This window comes from Providencia sp. PROV269, from assembly GCF_028477785.1.
In the GTDB taxonomy this organism is placed as follows: Bacteria; Pseudomonadota; Gammaproteobacteria; order Enterobacterales; family Enterobacteriaceae; genus Providencia; species Providencia rettgeri.
On the sequence record NZ_JAMPLV010000015.1, the window covers coordinates 21,035 to 39,593 of the forward strand.

17 protein-coding genes are annotated in these 18,559 nt (G+C 44.2%); 16 read left to right on the plus strand and 1 reads right to left on the minus strand.

From position 1 onward, the window contains the following. The first annotated feature begins 163 nt into the window (after positions 1-163). The 16 genes from mraZ (at position 164) to lpxC (ending at position 17,930) form a co-directional block, all read left to right on the plus strand. Positions 164-622, plus strand: a complete 459-nt coding sequence (gene mraZ, locus PR683_RS15840) for a division/cell wall cluster transcriptional repressor MraZ (protein WP_004262043.1) — start codon at positions 164-166, stop codon at positions 620-622. Positions 623-624: 2 nt separating this feature from the next. Further along, entirely contained in the window at positions 625-1,578 is a 954-nt protein-coding gene (gene rsmH, locus PR683_RS15845) for a 16S rRNA (cytosine(1402)-N(4))-methyltransferase RsmH (protein ID WP_272581893.1), read from the plus strand. After that, the gene (gene ftsL, locus PR683_RS15850) at positions 1,578-1,898 is read left to right on the plus strand and encodes a cell division protein FtsL (protein WP_004913196.1); all 321 of its coding nucleotides are present in this window, start codon (positions 1,578-1,580) and stop codon (positions 1,896-1,898) included. Before rsmH ends, ftsL begins: the two co-directional genes overlap by 1 nt. Positions 1,899-1,909: 11 nt before the next feature. Beyond that, complete coding sequence (gene ftsI / locus PR683_RS15855) at positions 1,910-3,676, plus strand: peptidoglycan glycosyltransferase FtsI (RefSeq protein WP_004913194.1); 1,767 nt, start codon at positions 1,910-1,912, stop codon at positions 3,674-3,676. Then, positions 3,663-5,150, plus strand: coding sequence for a UDP-N-acetylmuramoyl-L-alanyl-D-glutamate--2,6-diaminopimelate ligase (gene murE, locus PR683_RS15860; protein ID WP_004913192.1), 1,488 nt, complete (start codon positions 3,663-3,665; stop codon positions 5,148-5,150). The genes ftsI and murE overlap by 14 nt, the downstream gene beginning before the upstream one ends. Beyond that, positions 5,147-6,511 (plus strand): UDP-N-acetylmuramoyl-tripeptide--D-alanyl-D-alanine ligase, encoded by a 1,365-nt coding sequence (gene murF / locus PR683_RS15865; RefSeq protein ID WP_123382317.1) that lies wholly within the window; start codon positions 5,147-5,149, stop codon positions 6,509-6,511. Before murE ends, murF begins: the two co-directional genes overlap by 4 nt. Then, positions 6,505-7,587, plus strand: a complete 1,083-nt coding sequence (mraY, locus tag PR683_RS15870; RefSeq protein WP_004262035.1) for a phospho-N-acetylmuramoyl-pentapeptide-transferase — start codon at positions 6,505-6,507, stop codon at positions 7,585-7,587. The genes murF and mraY overlap by 7 nt, the downstream gene beginning before the upstream one ends. 1 nt (position 7,588) lies before the next feature. Next, positions 7,589-8,899, plus strand: coding sequence for a UDP-N-acetylmuramoyl-L-alanine--D-glutamate ligase (gene murD / locus PR683_RS15875; RefSeq protein ID WP_004913186.1), 1,311 nt, complete (start codon positions 7,589-7,591; stop codon positions 8,897-8,899). Then, positions 8,899-10,092 carry a cell division protein FtsW gene (gene ftsW / locus PR683_RS15880; RefSeq protein WP_109912942.1) on the plus strand — a complete coding sequence of 398 codons (1,194 nt, stop codon included), beginning with the start codon at positions 8,899-8,901 and terminating at the stop codon, positions 10,090-10,092. Before murD ends, ftsW begins: the two co-directional genes overlap by 1 nt. Next, positions 10,089-11,162 (plus strand): undecaprenyldiphospho-muramoylpentapeptide beta-N-acetylglucosaminyltransferase, encoded by a 1,074-nt coding sequence (gene murG / locus PR683_RS15885; RefSeq protein WP_109912941.1) that lies wholly within the window; start codon positions 10,089-10,091, stop codon positions 11,160-11,162. The genes ftsW and murG overlap by 4 nt, the downstream gene beginning before the upstream one ends. A 46-nt stretch (positions 11,163-11,208) precedes the next feature. Next, positions 11,209-12,672 (plus strand): UDP-N-acetylmuramate--L-alanine ligase, encoded by a 1,464-nt coding sequence (gene murC / locus PR683_RS15890; protein WP_004913175.1) that lies wholly within the window; start codon positions 11,209-11,211, stop codon positions 12,670-12,672. Positions 12,673-12,674: 2 nt separating this feature from the next. Then, the gene (locus PR683_RS15895) at positions 12,675-13,595 is read left to right on the plus strand and encodes a D-alanine--D-alanine ligase (protein ID WP_004913172.1); all 921 of its coding nucleotides are present in this window, start codon (positions 12,675-12,677) and stop codon (positions 13,593-13,595) included. Between the two features lies 1 nt (position 13,596). Further along, the gene (ftsQ, locus tag PR683_RS15900) at positions 13,597-14,403 is read left to right on the plus strand and encodes a cell division protein FtsQ (RefSeq protein ID WP_004913170.1); all 807 of its coding nucleotides are present in this window, start codon (positions 13,597-13,599) and stop codon (positions 14,401-14,403) included. Positions 14,404-14,438: 35 nt separating this feature from the next. Next, positions 14,439-15,695: a cell division protein FtsA gene (gene ftsA, locus PR683_RS15905; protein WP_004262024.1), complete on the plus strand. Its 1,257-nt coding sequence runs from the start codon at positions 14,439-14,441 to the stop codon at positions 15,693-15,695. A 60-nt stretch (positions 15,696-15,755) separates the two neighbouring features. Continuing rightward, on the plus strand, positions 15,756-16,913 hold the full coding sequence (gene ftsZ / locus PR683_RS15910) for a cell division protein FtsZ (protein WP_004262022.1): 1,158 nt from the start codon (positions 15,756-15,758) through the stop codon (positions 16,911-16,913). 99 nt (positions 16,914-17,012) lie between these two features. Next, the gene (gene lpxC / locus PR683_RS15915) at positions 17,013-17,930 is read left to right on the plus strand and encodes a UDP-3-O-acyl-N-acetylglucosamine deacetylase (RefSeq protein ID WP_004913165.1); all 918 of its coding nucleotides are present in this window, start codon (positions 17,013-17,015) and stop codon (positions 17,928-17,930) included. Between the two features lie 38 nt (positions 17,931-17,968). Here the strand turns inward: lpxC and PR683_RS15920 are convergent, their stop codons facing one another. Next, positions 17,969-18,490 carry a DUF721 domain-containing protein gene (locus PR683_RS15920; protein ID WP_109912939.1) on the minus strand — a complete coding sequence of 174 codons (522 nt, stop codon included), beginning with the start codon at positions 18,488-18,490 and terminating at the stop codon, positions 17,969-17,971. Between the last annotated feature and the right edge of the window lie 69 nt (positions 18,491-18,559).

Genomic DNA, 18,559 nt, shown 5'->3' on the forward strand with positions numbered 1-18,559 from the left:
AGTTAGATTTTACCTCCCCTTATTTTTTCTGAATTGTTCTGTAAATAAAGCTAAAGCCGGATGTTACTGGCTTGACAACGTTTTCATACCATTCGTAAACTTTATATGTGGTGAATTGTGGGGTAAAGTGGGTGGGTGGAAAATAAAAGGGGTTTAATCGGGTATGTTTCGTGGGGCAACACTGGTTAATCTCGACAGCAAAGGGCGTCTAACCGTGCCAACTCGTTATCGAGGAATGCTGAACGAGGAATCGAAAGGGCAAATGGTTTGTACCATTGACCTTCACCAGCCATGCCTGTTGCTTTATACCTTACCTGAATGGGAGATTATCGAGGAAAAACTTTCTCGGCTATCGACGATGAACCCAGCAGAACGACGCGTGCAACGGCTGTTATTAGGTCATGCAAGTGAATGCCAAATGGACAACGCGGGGCGTCTTTTGTTAGCCAGTACATTGCGTCAACACGCAGGGCTAACCAAAGAGGTCATGTTGGTTGGCCAGATTAATAAATTTGAACTTTGGGATGAACAGACTTGGTATCAGCAAGTGGAAGATGATATTGCCGCTGAGCGCCTTACCAATGAACCACTTTCAGCCCGCTTACAGGATTTGTCACTTTAATAATGACGCAACAGCAATTTAAACACGTAACAGTATTACTGGATGAAGCCGTGAACGGTTTAAACATTAAACCTAACGGTATCTATATCGATGGCACTTTTGGTCGTGGTGGCCATTCAAGGTTGATATTAAGCCAGCTTGGCGCACAAGGAAGGTTAATCGCCATTGACCGTGATCCAGAAGCCATAAAAGCGGCACAGGCTATCGATGACCCGCGTTTTATGATTAAGCATGGCCCATTTTCTGCGATTGCAGAGTATGTGGAAGAAGAAGGGTTAACAGGGAAAATTGATGGCGTATTACTTGACTTAGGGGTTTCTTCACCGCAGTTAGATGACCCAGAGCGTGGTTTTTCCTTTATGCGTGACGGGCCGTTAGATATGCGAATGGACCCAACCAAAGGGCAATCCGCACAGCAATGGTTGATGGACGCAGAAGCGGATGACATTGCTTGGGTATTGAAAACCTTTGGAGAAGAGCGTTTTGCGAAACGAATTGCGAGAGCGATTGTTGAACGTAACCATAACCCAGAGGAAGAGCCATTAACACGTACACGGCATCTTGCAGAGTTAATTGCCAAAGTCAGTCCGATGAAAGACCGACATAAACACCCTGCAACGCGTAGCTTCCAAGCGATTCGTATTTATATTAATAGCGAATTGGAAGAGATTGAAAAAGCGTTAGAAGGCGCTATGAACGTTTTAGCACCACAAGGGCGCTTATCGGTTATCAGCTTCCATTCTTTGGAAGATAGATTAGTAAAACGGTTTATTCGCAAAAATAGTAAAGGACCATCAGTGCCAGCCGGTATTCCACTGACTGAAGTGCAGATTAAAGAGTTAGGCGCAGCGCAGTTACGTGACCTAGGTAAGATGAAACCTTCGGAAAACGAAATTGACGAAAATCCTCGCGCACGGAGTTCTGTGTTGCGGTTTGCTGAAAAGGCGGCGGAATAATGGTTCCAGAAAGGCACAGCCTAGCTCGCGTCATTGGGCGTGATTTATTTCGTTATGGCATCGTTCCTTTGATTTTATTGGCTGCAATTATAATCAGTGCCGTTTTTGTTGTGACTACCGCACATGAAACGCGTTTGTTAACGGCAGCTAAAGATAAATTGTATGAAGAAAAAGACTTATTAGATATCGAATGGCGCAATTTGATCCTTGAAGAAAACGCCCTTGCGAGCCATAGCCGAATAGAACGTTTGTCGGTTGAAAAATTACAGATGGTACAAGTTGAACCATCACAAGAAAAAATTATTGTTTCTAAGCAATAAAAAGGTTCCTAATGAAAGCACCAAAAACAGCGAAAAATAAGAAACAAGAAGAAAGTACCAGCTTTGTCCGCTGGCGCTTTATTTTGCTGTGCGGATGCATTGTCTTGGCGTTAGCAGGGTTGCTGACGCGGGTGGCTTATCTGCAAATTATCGCACCAGAGAAACTGGTGAAAGAAGGCGATATGCGCTCTTTACGAGTGCAAGAAGTCGCAACTTCCCGAGGCATGATCAGCGACCGAGAAGGGCGGCAACTGGCGGTGAGTGTGCCAGTTAATGCAATTTGGGCTGACCCCAAAGAAGTGTTCGAAAAAGGGGGGATCAGCAATGACGAGCACTGGAAAGCATTAGCGGATGCCCTTGAGATCCCATTAGAACAAATTACCAGCAAAATATCGGCCAATCCAAGAGGCCGTTTTGTGTATTTAGCGCGTCAAGTTAACCCATCTATTGGCGATTACGTTAAAAAACTAAAAATACCTGGTATTTACTTACGCAAAGAGTCTCGTCGTTATTATCCATCAGGCCCAGTTACCGCTCACTTATTGGGGGTAACAAATATTGATGGCGAAGGCATTGAAGGTGTCGAGAAAAGCTTTGACCGTTGGTTAAAAGGTGCACCAGGTGAACGTACAGTTCGCAAAGACCGTAATGGGCGAGTGATTGAAACGATTTCCTCTGTTGACAGCCAAGCTGCGCATAATCTGACATTAAGTATTGATGAACGCATTCAATCCATTGTTTACCGTGAATTAACACGTGGTGTACAGGAAAATAAAGCTGAATCGGGCGTAGCAATTTTAGTGGATGTTCATACCGGTGAAATTTTAGCAATGGCAAATAGTCCATCCTATAACCCAAATAATTTAACGGGTACATCAATGGATGCGATGCGTAACCGTGCTATCACCGATATTTTCGAGCCGGGCTCAACAGTGAAACCCATGGTGGTAATGAGTGCGCTACACAACAAAATTATTAAAGAAAACTCAGTAATTAATACTTATCCATATCGTATTAGTGGTCATGAGATCAAAGACGTAGCACGGTATGCTGAACTAACAATTACTGGGATTTTACAGAAGTCGAGTAACGTAGGTGTTTCAAAACTTGCGTTAGCGATGCCTGCCACTGAGCTGGTGGATGTGTATAGCCGCTTTGGGTTTGGCAAGCCGACTAATCTGGGGTTAGTCGGGGAAAGTAGTGGCATCTTTCCAAGTAAAAAAACACGGTGGTCTGATTTAGAAAGGGCCACCTTTTCTTTTGGCTACGGGCAAATGGTAACACCGTTACAGTTAGCGCGAGCCTACGCAACTATCGGTAGTTTTGGTATTTATCGGCCATTATCTATCACGAAGGTTGACCCTCCTGTATCAGGAACACGTGTTTTTCCTGAGCCGATCATGCGAACAGTGGTTCATATGATGGAAAGTGTGGCTTTACCCGGAGGCGGGGGAGCACGAGCAGCAATTAAAGGCTATCGCATTGCTATTAAAACAGGGACTGCGAAGAAAGTGGGTCCTGAAGGGCGTTACGTTGAAAAATATTTAGCTTACGCCGCGGGTGTGGCTCCTGCGAGTAACCCACGCTATGCGTTAGTAGTGCTCATCAATGAGCCTAGTGCAGGTAAATACTACGGTGGTGCGGTATCTGCACCGATATTTGGTTCAATCATGGGAGGGGTTCTACGGTTGATGAACGTTGAACCCGATGCATTGCAACCAAATGAACAAAATGAAATTGTAAATAGTCAAAAAGAGGTTAAAAGTGGCAGATCGTAATCTTTGTGATCTACTCTCACCCTTTGGTGTGAGCACAACTCCAATCTCACTGCGTGAGATGACGCTAGACAGTCGAAAGGCTGCCGCGGGCGATCTGTTTATTGCAATAAAAGGCCATCAATCAGATGGGCGACACTATATTCCTCAAGCAATTGCTCAAGGGGTTTCTGCTGTGATAGCGGAAGCGGAAGGTGAAGCTGTTGAAGGTGAAATTCGTTTCGTTCATGGCGTCCCTGTCATTTATTTAAATGACCTGAATAATCGTTTATCAGCCCTTGCGGGGGAGTTTTATCAGCAGCCATCAGCTAATATGAAACTCGTTGGTGTGACGGGTACAAACGGTAAAACAACGACGACACAATTAATTGCTCAGTGGGCTCAAGGGCTAGGGGAAACTAGCGCTGTAATGGGAACCGTGGGTAATGGCCTATTAGGCCATGTGTCGCCAAGCGAAAATACTACCGGCTCTGCGGTAGATATCCAACTTGAATTGACCCAATTATTGAACCAAAAAGCGACATTAACAGCGATGGAAGTGTCTTCCCATGGCTTAGTGCAAGGCCGAGTTGCTGCCTTACAGTTTGATGCCGCGGTGTTTACCAATTTAAGTCGTGATCACCTTGATTATCATGGCGATATGGAAAGCTATGAAGCCGCAAAATGGCTGTTGTTTTCCACGCATAATACAAAATCGCAAATCATTAATGCGGATGATGCTATTGGCTTGAAATGGCTACAACGTTTACCACAGGCGTGCGCAGTGACCATGGAAAACCGCATTCCAAATGACTGGCAAGGCCCATGGCTAAAAGCCACTGAGGTTGAATATCACGATAAAGGTGCCAGCATCCATTTTGATTCCTCATGGGGAAATGGGCGCTTTGAAAGCCCATTAATGGGTGCATTTAATGTCAGCAATTTATTAGTGGCAATGGCAACTTTACTAATGATGGATTATCCGTTAGATAAACTGCTGGCTACTACCTCTTCATTATCACCAGTATGTGGGCGTATGGAAGTATTCAGTGCACCGAATAAACCGACAGTCGTCGTTGATTATGCGCATACTCCTGATGCCTTAGAAAAAGCTTTAGCGGCAGCACGCTTACATTGCAAAGGTCAATTATGGTGTGTATTTGGTTGCGGTGGTGACCGTGACAAAGGCAAGCGTCCACTAATGGGGGCTGCTGCAGAAGAGTATGCAGATAAAATCGTGATCACAGACGACAACCCGCGCAGTGAAGACCCTATCGATATTATTAATGATATTATGGCGGGCTTATTAGATTCCAGCCGTGCTTTGGCCATACCGGGTCGTCCAGAAGCCGTGACAAACACTATTTTGCAGGCATCTCCTGATGATGTGATTGTGATTGCAGGTAAGGGGCACGAAGATTATCAAATTATTGGTCAGCGCAAGTTAGATTACTCAGACCGTCTAACGGTAGCTCGTTTGTTGGGGGTAATCGCATGATCCCTTTAACACTCGCTCAATTGGCACAAATTACCCAAGGGCAGATTGAATCAGCTCCAGACACCAATGCAATGGTTAGCGCGGTTAGTACTGATAGCCGTAAAATTGCTGAAAATTGCCTATTCATTGCGTTAAAAGGTGAACGCTTCGACGCCCATAATTTTGCGCAGCAAGTCGTTATGGCGGGCGCTAAGGCGTTACTCGTTGAGCGCAAACTAGAAGTGAATTGCCCACAAATTATCGTGAAAGACACGCGTATCGCGATGGGCCAACTGGCTGCATGGGTTCGTCAGCAGAGTAGAGCCCGGGTCGTTGGCTTAACGGGGTCTTCAGGCAAAACATCGGTCAAAGAAATGACTGCGTCCATTTTATCTGAGCGCGGTAAAACCTTATATACTGCAGGTAATTTAAACAACGATATAGGTGTACCTTTGACCCTATTTCGTTTAACCCATGATGATGATTTCGCAGTGATAGAAATGGGCGCTAATCATCCAAATGAAATTGCCTACACAACCAATATTGTCAAACCAGAAGCCGCATTAGTTAACAATTTATTTGCGGCACACTTAGCGGGTTTTGGTTCACCGGAAGGGGTTGCTAAAGCGAAAGGTGAAATTTATCAAGGTATTCCAGAAGAAGGAACTGCAATTGTTAACCTTGATAGCTACAGTGAAAAGTGGCAGTTTCAGCCACGTCAAACCGTTTGGTATTACTCACTAACGCCACAAGCAAAAGTGGATTTCTATCCTTCTGATATCCAAGTGAACCAGCTGACAACGGATTTTGTGTTACACACTCCCGTTGGTAGTGTTGATATCACCTTGCCATTACCAGGGCTGCATAACATCGCTAATGTGTTAGCGGCGAGTGCATTAGCCATTTCAGTCGGTGCTAGCCTCGACAATATTAAAAATGGCTTAGCGAAAACGAAGTCGGTACCGGGGCGGTTATACCCTGTGCGCTTAGCGGAGCACAAGGTGGTTTTAGACGACACTTATAACGCAAATGATGGTTCGATGATCGCAGCAATCCATGTTCTCGAAAAAATGCCAGGTTACCGCATCTTAGTGGTGGGGGACATGGGTGAACTGGGCGATTATGCAGAAGATTGCCATCAGCGTGTTGGTGTCGCCGCTAAACAAGCAGGCTTAGACAAAGTATTCAGTGTTGGTCAATTAAGTGAGTTGATCAGCCAATTTAGTGAATGTGGTGAGCATTTCACAGTGAAATCCGATTTATTAACCCGACTAATTCCGCTAGCACAGCAGAAGGACGTTGTTTCTATTTTAGTTAAAGGTTCACGCAGTTCCGCGATGGAAGATGTTGTGAATGCATTGAAGGAGTGCTTCGAATGTTAGTCTGGCTTGCCGAAATGTTGGTCCACAAGTTTTCTGTTCTGAACGTCTTTTCTTATTTGACGTTCAGGGCCATTGTCGGTTTGCTGACGGCACTTGCCATTGCTTTGTGGATGGGGCCGCATTTAATTGCTTATTTACAAAAAATGCAAATAGGCCAAGTCGTTCGTAATGAAGGCCCTGAGTCTCACTTTAGTAAGCGCGGAACCCCAACTATGGGCGGGTTATTGATTTTATTTTCAATCACCGTTTCAACTTTGTTATGGGCTCGCTTAGACAACCCTTATGTTTGGTGTGTATTACTTGTGTTAGTTGGCTATGGCATTGTCGGTTTTGTTGATGACTACCGTAAAGTGGTACGTAAAGACACTCGTGGTCTAATCGCACGTTGGAAATATTTTTGGCAATCCGTGATTGCGTTAATTGTTGCCTTTTCCATGTACGCGATTGGTAAAGACACCCCAGCAACGCAGCTAGTGGTGCCATTTTTTAAAGATGTGATGCCACAACTGGGCATGCTGTATATTTTGCTGACTTACTTTGTGATTGTAGGAACCAGTAACGCAGTAAACCTAACAGATGGTTTGGATGGCTTGGCTATCATGCCAACGGTATTTGTCGCTGCAGGTTTTGCATTAGTGGCATGGGCAACAGGTAATGTTAATTTTGCCAGTTACTTACATATTCCATTTTTACCACATGCAGGTGAATTAGTGATTGTCTGTACTGCCATTGTGGGGGCAGGGTTAGGCTTCTTATGGTTTAACACATATCCAGCCCAAGTATTTATGGGTGATGTTGGCTCATTGGCTCTTGGTGGTGCACTAGGAACTATCGCTGTATTACTGCGCCAAGAGTTTTTATTAGTGATTATGGGTGGTGTGTTTGTGGTTGAGACATTATCCGTTATTTTACAAGTCGGTTCATTTAAATTGCGCGGGCAACGTATTTTCCGCATGGCACCAATTCATCACCATTATGAATTGAAGGGTTGGCCAGAACCTCGCGTTATCGTGCGCTTCTGGATTATCTCATTAATGTTAGTCCTCATTGGGCTGGCAACCTTGAAGGTGCGTTAAGATGGTCGATTATCAGGGTAAGAACGTCGTTATTATTGGGCTGGGGATCACTGGCCTATCTTGCGTTCATTTTTTCCTTGCGCGCGGCGTTGTGCCTCGTGTTATGGATACCCGTGCAGTGCCTCCGGGGGTAGATAAACTCCCTGCGAATGTGGAATGCCATAGTGGCAGCTTGAATAATAGCTGGTTACAGGCAGCCGATTTAATTGTCGCGAGTCCAGGGATTGCGTTGGCAACACCTCAGTTGCAGGAAGCGGCAGAAAACGGCATCGAAATTGTGGGTGATATCGAATTGTTTTGTCGTGAAGCCGATGCACCGATTGTCGCCATTACAGGTTCAAATGGTAAAAGTACCGTCACGTCATTGGTTGGTGAAATGGCTAAAGCTGCGGGTATTTCAGTTGGTGTTGGTGGCAATATTGGTACGCCAGCGCTTTCATTACTCAATGCAGGGCATCGTCTATACGTTTTAGAACTTTCCAGCTTCCAATTAGAAACCACTTCAAGTTTAGAAGCGACCGCCGCGACAGTCTTAAATATTAGTGAAGATCATATGGATAGATACCCATTAGGTCTAGCGCAGTATCGTGAAGCTAAATTAAAAATTTATAACGATGCTAAAAACTGCATTGTTAACGTACAAGATGCACTGACCTTACCTGTCAATCATACCTTGGAAGAATGTATTAGCTTTGGCTTAAATAGTGGTGATTATTTCTTTGATACCCAAAAACGGGTGTTAGTGGCTCAAGGAAAAGAGCTGCTCGCTGTCAATGAGATGCACTTAACTGGCCAACACAATTACCTCAATGCGTTGGCCGCGCTAGCACTGGCAGATGCGGTGAGTATTCCTCGCCCAGCTTGCCTTCAAGTATTGAAAGACTATGCGGGGTTAGCGCATCGTTTCGAATTAGTGTTATTCAATAACGGTGTTCGCTGGATTAATGACTCGAAAGCCACCAATGTTGGAAGTACTGAAGCGGCGTTAAATGGGTTACATGTGGACGGCAATATCTACTTATTATTAGGTGGTGATGGCAAGTCAGCTGATTTTTCACCATTAAAACAATATATTGCTGCGGATAACTACCGTTTATATTGCTTTGGCCGTGATGGCAAAGAGTTAGCGGATATGGCACCTGAAAAATCAGTTTTGACTGAGACGATGGAACAAAGCTTACGCCAAATTGCGCCTCAACTAAAAGCGGGGGACATGGTGCTGTTATCCCCAGCGTGCGCCAGTTTGGATCAGTTTAAAAGTTTTGAGCAGCGTGGAACTGTCTTTGCTCAATTAGCCCAGGAGCTAGGTTAATGACGATACCGGGTGCGATGCGTTTAAAAAATTGGGTCATTGGTGAAAAAAATGGCGTGATTTCAGGCTCAACGCTTTACGACCGTACATTGGTGTGGTTGGCATTCGGTTTAGCCGCGGTTGGCTTTATTATGGTCACCTCTGCGTCCATGCCAGTTGGCCAGCGCTTAACCGAAGACCCGTTTTATTTTGCTAAGCGTGATGTGGTGTATATCGTTATCGCATTTATTTTAGCTCTAGGTGTTATGCGTATTCCGATGGCGGTTTGGGAGAAGTACAACTTCATATTGTTGATGGCTTCTCTTGGCATGCTAGTCGTGGTGTTGGTTGCAGGAAGTTCCGTTAACGGGGCATCACGCTGGATAGACATCGGTTTGGTAAAAATTCAGCCGGCAGAAATTTCGAAATTTACGTTGTTTTGCTACGTATCCAGTTATTTAGTGCGTAAATCTGATGAAGTCAGAACCCGTTTTCTTGGCTTTATCAAACCGATGTGTATTTTGATTGTTATGGCGTCTTTGCTTTTATTACAGCCTGACTTAGGGACAGTTATCGTCTTAGTGGTTACCACTCTCGGGTTGTTGTTTTTAGCAGGAGCAAGGTTAGCCCCCTTTATTATCGGTATTGCCGCTTGTGCGGTGGGGGTATTGGCTTTGATTTGGTTCGAGCCGTACCGCTTACGTCGAGTCACGTCATTTTTGAATCCATGGGATGACCCGTTTGGAAGTGGTTATCAGCTAACTCAATCTTTAATGGCCTTTGGTCGTGGTGAAGTATTTGGGCAAGGGCTTGGAAATTCAGTACAAAAATTAGAATATTTGCCAGAAGCACACACAGACTTTATTTTCTCGGTTTTAGCTGAGGAGCTCGGGTACTTTGGCGTTGTATTGGTTCTGCTGATGGTCTTTATGTTGGCATTTAGAGCAATGATGATCGGCCGTCGTGCATTGATGTCAAACCAATTATTCGGTGGTTATTTGGCTTGTTCTATTGGTATTTGGTTTACCTTCCAAGCGTTAGTTAACGTTGGCGCCGCATCAGGTATGTTACCGACAAAAGGTTTAACACTACCGCTAATTAGTTATGGTGGTTCGAGTTTACTGGTGATGGCTGCTGCCATTGCGATATTACTGAGAATTGATTTTGAAACACGCCTTGAAAAAGCGCAGGCGTTTGTAAGGAGCACTAAATGAGTCAGGCAAAGAAATTACTCGTCATGGCAGGTGGAACCGGAGGGCATGTTTTTCCGGGGTTAGCCGTGGCTCATTATTTGCAGGCTCAAGGCTGGGAGATCCGTTGGTTAGGTACGGCTGACCGAATGGAAGCTACATTAGTGCCGAAACATGGTATCGATATTGAATTCATTCAAATTTCGGGTCTCAGGGGCAAAGGTATCGCAGCGCAACTGGGGTCGCCATGGCGTATTTATAAAGCGATTCGCCAAGCCAAAACAATTATTAAGCGTTATCAACCCGATGCTGTATTAGGTATGGGGGGCTATGTTTCGGGGCCCGGCGGTATTGCAGCATGGCAATGCGGTGTTCCTGTTGTACTTCATGAGCAAAATGGTATCGCGGGTTTAACGAACAAATGGTTATCTCGAATCGCAAAAAGAGTATTACAAGCCTTTCCGGGGGCATTTCCTAACGCACCAGTTGTCGGTAATCCAGTACGTGAAGATGTTTTAGCACTACCTGCGCCACAGGTTCGTTTAGCTGGTCGTGAAGGTGCTATACGTGTATTAGTTGTTGGTGGCAGCCAAGGGGCTCGAATTCTAAATCAAGTGATGCCGCGAGTTGCTGAAAAAGTAGGCAAACAGTTAAATATCTGGCATCAAGCGGGAAAAGGCAGTAAGGAATCGACAGAAGCATTGTATAATGAACATATGCAAGTTTCAGTCAATTCCGAGTATAAAGTTACTGAATTTATTGATGATATGGCGCAAGCTTACGCATGGGCAGATATTGTTGTCTGTCGGTCAGGTGCATTAACAGTGAGTGAAATTGCAGCCGCAGGTTTACCGGCTATTTTTGTGCCTTTTCAACATAAAGATCGTCAACAATATTGGAATGCATTACCGCTAGAAAAAGCGGGAGCGGCTAAAATTTTAGAACAATCACAATTTACCGCAGATGCTGTGGCGAGCTTATTAGAACAATGGGATAGAAACGAATTACTCTCAATGGCCGAAAAAGCGCATAGCTGTGCAATTACAGACGCAACTGAGCGAGTTGCTACCGTGATTTGCGAAGTGGCTAAATAATATTAGCCATAATTGATATCGAATTAATTAGAAGCGAAGAAATATAGTGAATACACAACAATTAGCGAAATTAAGAACATCAGTGCCAGAAATGAGAAGAGTTAGGCACATCCATTTTGTCGGCATCGGCGGTGCTGGCATGGGTGGTATCGCTGAAGTGTTGGCAAATGAAGGCTATGAAATTAGTGGTTCAGATTTAGCACCGAATGCAGTGACTCAACAATTAACCGCATTAGGGGCAACGATTTACTTTAATCACCGCCCAGAGAACGTTGAAGACGCGAGTGTTGTTGTCGTATCAACGGCTATCTCGAGTGAGAACCCTGAAATTCAAGCCGCCAAAGAATTGCGTATTCCTGTTATTCGTCGTGCGGAAATGTTGGCTGAATTAATGCGTTACCGTCATGGTATTGCCGTTGCAGGTACCCACGGGAAAACGACCACTACAGCAATGATTTCTGGGATTTATGCACAAGCAGGTCTTGACCCCACATTTGTGAATGGGGGGTTAGTTAAATCAGCAGGAACACACGCACGTTTAGGTAGTAGCCGTTACTTGATTGCAGAAGCCGATGAAAGCGATGCATCGTTTTTACATTTGCAACCGTTAGTTGCGGTCGTGACAAATATCGAAGCTGACCATATGGATACTTACCAAGGCGACTTCGATAATTTAACGAATACATTTATTAATTTCTTGCATAATCTGCCGTTCTACGGGCGTGCAGTAATGTGTATTGATGATCCTGTCATTCGTTCGTTGCTACCTAAAATTGGTCGCTACATTACTACTTATGGCTTTAGTGAAGATGCTGATGTGCGTATTACGCAATATGAGCAAAAAGGAAATCAAGGCTTTTTCACCATTGCTCGTGAAAATATGCCAGAGCTGACTGTGGTTCTAAATGCACCGGGACGTCACAATGCGCTCAATGCGACAGCCGCAGTAGCTGTTGCCACAGAAGAAGGTATTGACGATTTACATATTTTATCTGCACTAGTTGAGTTTCAAGGTACGGGGCGCCGCTTTGATTTCTTAGGGAATTTCCCTCTGCGTAATGTAAATGGCAAAGAGGGTGAAGTGATGCTAGTCGATGACTATGGCCACCACCCAACAGAAGTGGATGCAACGATTAAAGCCGCGAGAGCGGGTTGGCCAGATAAACGCATTGTTATGGTATTCCAACCACATCGTTATACCCGTACTCGTGACTTATACGATGATTTTGTGAATGTTTTAGGGCAGGTAGATGTACTGCTAATGCTAGATGTCTATTCAGCGGGTGAAAAGCATGTACCGGGTGCAGATAGCCGCTCATTGTGCAGAACAATTCGTGGTCGTGGTCAGATTGATCCTATTTATGTTGCCGATACTGAACAAATTCCGCATATATTAGCTCAAACTCTTGATGAAAATGATTTAATTTTAGTTCAAGGCGCAGGAAATATTGGTAAAATAGCTAAAAACCTAGCTGAAGCAAAATTACAGCCACCGATGGTTGAGGAATAAAAATGACAGAGAAAGTTGCGGTTCTATTAGGAGGCTCATCTGCTGAACGTGAAGTTTCACTTCAGTCAGGAAATGCTGTGCTGGCGGGGTTACGCCAAGCAGGTGTTGATGCTCATCCTATTGACCCCCAAGATTTCCCTGTAGAAACCTTGAAAGATGCAGGTTTTAATAAAGTTTTTATTGCGTTACATGGCCGAGGTGGTGAAGACGGTACATTACAAGGGTTGTTAGAAACACTAAACCTCCCTTATACCGGTAGTGGTGTTATGGCTTCAGCGCTGAGTATGGATAAGCTGAGAACAAAACAATTATGGCAAGGTGCAGGGTTAAGTGTATCGCCATATGTTTACTTAACACAGCAGCAGTATAAGCAGGCATCTCATGAGCAAATTGTCGCTAAAGTGCAATTGTTAGGGCTACCTCTGATTGTGAAACCTAGTCTAGAAGGTTCTAGTGTTGGCATGAGTAAAGTTGATAGCCTAGAGTCATTGCCGGCTGCTTTGGACCTCGCGTTTCAATTTGATGAAACGTTGTTAATTGAAAAATGGCTGAGTGGCCCAGAGTTCACGGTTGCTGTGTTGGGAGATAACACGTTACCGTCAATTCGTATTCAACCACCGGGTATTTTTTATGACTACGAAGCAAAATATTTATCTGATGAAACTCAATATTTTTGCCCAAGTGGTTTAGGTGAACAGCTCGAATCTGAGCTCGCAGAATTAGCACTGAAAGCTTACCAAGCCGTTGGCTGCGAAGGCTGGGGACGAGTTGATGTAATGCAAGATAATGATGGTCAATTTTATCTGCTGGAAGTTAATACATCACCGGGTATGACAAGCCATAGTCTAGTACCGATGGCAGCTCGACAGGCTGGTATGAGTTTTTCACAGTTAGTTGTACAAATTTTAAAATTGGCTCGTTGATATGTCACAAGCAGCACTAAACGTTAGGCATCATAATCAAAATAATGACGAGGATCCACGTTCAGGACCAAGTAATGGTGCATTTTTAGGTGGGTTATTTTTCTTCCTATTTGTGCTTGGCACTATCCTCTGGAGTGGTTGGATGGTGATGACTTGGATGAAAGATGCTGACAGGTTGCCGATGTCTAAATTGGTGTTAACGGGGGAGCGCCATTACACCACAAATGATGATGTCAGAAAGGCCATTTTAGCTTTAGGGCAGCCGGGGACATTTATGACCGTTGATGTCAACGCTATCCAGAACCAAATAAGCATGATGCCATGGGTACGCCAAGTGACGGTGCGTAAACAATGGCCAGATGAATTGAAAATTCACATTGTTGAATACCGCCCATTCGCTAGGTGGAATGATCAAAACATGGTAGATGAACAAGGCAGAGTATTTAACTTGCCAGTTAGCGAAAATGGTAAAGGGGATTATGTGTTGCTGTATGGGCCACAAGGTAGCCAAAAAGATGTCCTTAAAGAATTTGCTGTTTTTAAGAACACGTTAGCAGCACATAACCTAAAGCTAAAATCATTATCGATGACAGCCAGAAATGCCTGGCAAATTATTTTAGACAACGATGTTAGAATCGAATTAGGTAAGAAAGATGTGTCAGAGCGGTTAAATCGGTTCCTTGAACTGTATCCGCTTTTGCAGCAAACAACGGATAAACGCGTTGACTATGTTGACTTACGTTATTCCAGTGGTGCTGCGGTGGGCTGGGCGCCACTATTGGTCGATGCTCCACCGGAGTTACAATAAAGACGATGACTAATAACAAAAATTAGGCAGAAAAAATGATTAAAGCAACGGACAGAAAATTAGTGGTAGGCCTTGAAATTGGAACTTCCAAGGTATCAGCCCTTGTTGGCGAAATTCTGCCCGATGGTATGGTTAATATTATTGGGGTGGGAAGTTGTCCATCTCGTGGAATGGACAAAGGTGGCGTAAACGACCTTGAATCAGTGGTAAAATGTGTACAAAGAGCCATTGATCAGGCCGAATTAATGGCTGACTGCCAAATTTCATCGGTTTACCTTGCGCTATCAGGTAAGCACGTCAGTTGTCAAAATGAGATTGGTATGGTGCCAGTTTCAGAAGAAGAAGTGACGCAAGAAGATGTTGACAGTGTTGTGCATACAGCAAAATCGGTACGTGTACGTGATGAACACAGAATTTTGCACGTAATACCACAGGAATTTGCAATAGATTACCAAGAAGGGATTAAAAACCCAGTTGGTCTATCGGGTGTACGTATGCAAGCAAAAGTTCATTTGATCACCTGCCATAACGATATGGCGAAGAATATCGTCAAAGCCGTTGAACGTTGTGGGTTAAAAGTTGATCAGCTTATTTTTGCCGGTCTCGCTGCAAGTTATAGCGTTTTAACGGAAGATGAGCGTGAATTAGGTGTATGTGTCGTCGATATCGGTGGCGGCACAATGGACATGGCGGTTTATACTGGTGGGGCTTTACGCCATACGAAAGTGATTCCATATGCAGGCAATGTGGTGACAAGTGACATCGCATATGCGTTTGGAACACCACCCAGTGATGCAGAAGCCATTAAAGTGCGCCATGGTTGTGCAGTCGGTTCTATCGTCAGTAAAGATGAAACCGTTGAAGTACCAAGTGTTGGTGGGCGACCACCAAGAAGTTTACAGCGTCAAACCTTAGCAGAAGTGATCGAGCCAAGGTATACTGAGCTGTTAAATTTAGTAAATGAAGAAATTTTAAATTTACAGGAACAGTTACGTCAACAAGGTGTCAAACACCATTTGGCAGCTGGTATCGTGTTGACTGGTGGAGCTGCGCAAATCGACGGTTTGGTCGAGTGCGCTCAAAAAGTGTTCCATACGCAAGTGCGTATTGGTACACCGCTCAACATCACAGGATTAACGGATTACGCGCAGGAGCCATATTATTCAACAGCGGTAGGGCTTCTGCATTACGGTAAAGAAAGCCATTTAGGTGATGATACCGAAGTAGAAAAACGTGCATCAGTTAGCGGGTGGTTTAGTAAAATAACCAGTTGGCTGAGAAAAGAATTTTAATTTTGATAAAGAAGCATATTATTAGCTTCAAAAGTAGTAAGCACAAAACGGAGAGACATTATGTTTGAACCAATGGAGCTAACCAACGATGCGGTGATTAAAGTCATCGGCGTTGGCGGCGGCGGCGGCAACGCCGTTGAACACATGGTGCGTGAACGTATTGAAGGCGTTGAGTTCTTCGCTGTCAATACAGACGCACAGGCGCTGCGTAAAACCGCAGTTGGACAAACTATCCAGATCGGTACAGGTATTACCAAAGGTCTGGGTGCGGGTGCAAACCCTGAAGTCGGCCGTAATGCCGCTGAAGAAGACCGTGAGGCGCTGCGTAATGCTTTAGATGGCGCAGATATGGTCTTTATCGCAGCGGGTATGGGCGGCGGTACAGGGACTGGTGCAGCTCCGGTTGTTGCCGAAGTTGCCAAAGAATTGGGTATTCTGACAGTTGCTGTTGTGACTAAGCCTTTCAATTTCGAAGGTAAAAAGCGCATGGCATTCGCAGAAGCGGGTATCACTGAGTTGTCAAAACATGTTGACTCATTGATCACTATCCCAAATGATAAATTATTAAAAGTACTTGGTCGTGGTATCTCATTACTGGATGCTTTCGGTGCGGCAAATGACGTACTAAAAGGTGCAGTACAAGGTATCGCTGAACTGATTACTCGCCCAGGTTTAATGAACGTAGACTTTGCTGACGTGCGTACTGTGATGTCAGAAATGGGCTACGCGATGATGGGGTCAGGTGTAGCTCGCGGTGAAGACCGTGCAGAAGAAGCCGCTGAAATGGCCATTTCTAGCCCATTATTGGAAGATATTGACCTGTCTGGCGCTCGTGGTGTGTTGGTTAACATTACAGCTGGTTTCGACCTGCGCTTGGATGAGTTTGAAACGGTGGGTAACACTATCCGTGCCTTCGCATCTGATAATGCAACTGTGGTAATCGGTACATCTCTTGACCCAGAAATGCACGAAGAACTGCGTGTCACTGTTGTTGCTACAGGTATTGGTATGGACAAACGTCCAGAAATTACTCTAGTTAGCAACAAGATGTCTCAGCAGGCGTCAATGGAACAGCGCTATCAGCAAATGCAAAATAGCATGTCTTCATTAACAGAAGAGAAGCCAGCGGCTAAAGCGGTCAATGACCAAAATACGCAAACAAATAAAGAACCAGATTATCTTGATATTCCTGCGTTCTTGCGTAAGCAGGCCGATTAATTTTATTTATATTGGTTTCTCCGCTTTTTGTGCTAAAATTTCCTACTGATTATCTTGTATGATGATCAGTAGGACTTATAACATTGCGAGAAAAATACGATGATCAAACAACGGACACTAAAACGTATTATTACAGCGACTGGTGTTGGTTTACATACCGGCAAGAAAGTTACGCTTACATTACGTCCAGCGCCGGCCAATACCGGGGTCATCTACCGTCGTACTGACCTTAATCCACCGGTTGATTTTCCGGCAGATGCGAAATCAGTTCGTGACACCATGTTATGTACTTGCTTAGTTAATGAAGATAACGTGCGTATTTCGACTGTTGAGCATTTGAATGCTGCCTTAGCAGGGTTAGGTATCGATAACATTGTTATTGAAGTCAATGCGCCTGAAATCCCTATTATGGATGGCAGTGCCGCACCATTTGTATTCTTACTGCTTGATGGCGGTATTGAAGAATTAAATTGTGCTAAGAAATTTTTACGTATAAAAGAAACAGTACGTGTTGAAGATGGTGATAAATGGGCTGAAATGCGACCTTATAATGGGTTTAGCCTTGATTTCACAATTGATTTTCAGCACCCAGCGATTGATAGTAGCACACAACGCTACTCACTTGATTTCTCAGCGGAATCATTTGTAAATCAAATTAGCCGTGCGCGTACTTTTGGCTTTATGCGTGATATTGAATATCTGCAATCAAAAGGCTTGTGCTTAGGCGGTAGTTTTGACTGCGCCATCGTTGTTGATGACTATAAAGTTCTTAACGAAGATGGTTTACGTTTTGAAGATGAATTCGTTCGTCACAAAATGTTGGATGCAATTGGTGATTTATTCATGTGTGGACATAACATTATTGGCGCTTTCACCGCGTTTAAATCAGGCCACGCACTGAATAACAAGCTGTTACAAGCAGTTTTAGCGAAAGAATCAGCTTGGGATCTCGTCACATTTGAAGACGAAGCTCAATTGCCTGTCGCATTCAAAGCACCTTCAGCGGTGTTTGCATAAGACGTGATTATGCAGCTATCTTCGAAAGCTAATCGAAGTTAGCCCTTTCTGTTGGTTGCACTAGTACTCTCTCCGGCTAGTGCAGCCAGCCGCTCAAATCTTTCTTTTAATCCCTTCGGGCTATTCTCTGCTAATTTCAAAAGTGCTTGTGCGGTTTGTGTGCTTATCTGGCGTTCGTTCATTTTTTGACTCATTGAGGCCGTTTGCTTAGTTACTGAGCTATTTTGCCTCGATTTTCGCATAAGATCGGGATTGATTCTGATGTCGATAGAAGATAAAGATGGTAGAATGGACGTTCTTAATGCAGAAAGAAGATTGAGTTTTTCGTAATTAAGTCGGGTCATCCAACTGGCATTTGCCACTTCAATGACCATAATACTATTACGGTAGTTTGCAACACGGCACATGGGTTTGATTTCAGCCGGCAGTAACCCTTTTACAGCACGATTCAGTTTGATAATCGCTTTTGCATTACGTTGAATAGTTTGTAAAGTGTTCGATGATGTTGCCAATGATCCTTCAAGAACATCAAAAAGTGCTTGTGGATGACTATCTCTCATTTTTAGCTCCGGCTGAGAATGAAACAACGAATTACAAATAATAATTTTGTCACTTATTCATTATATAAG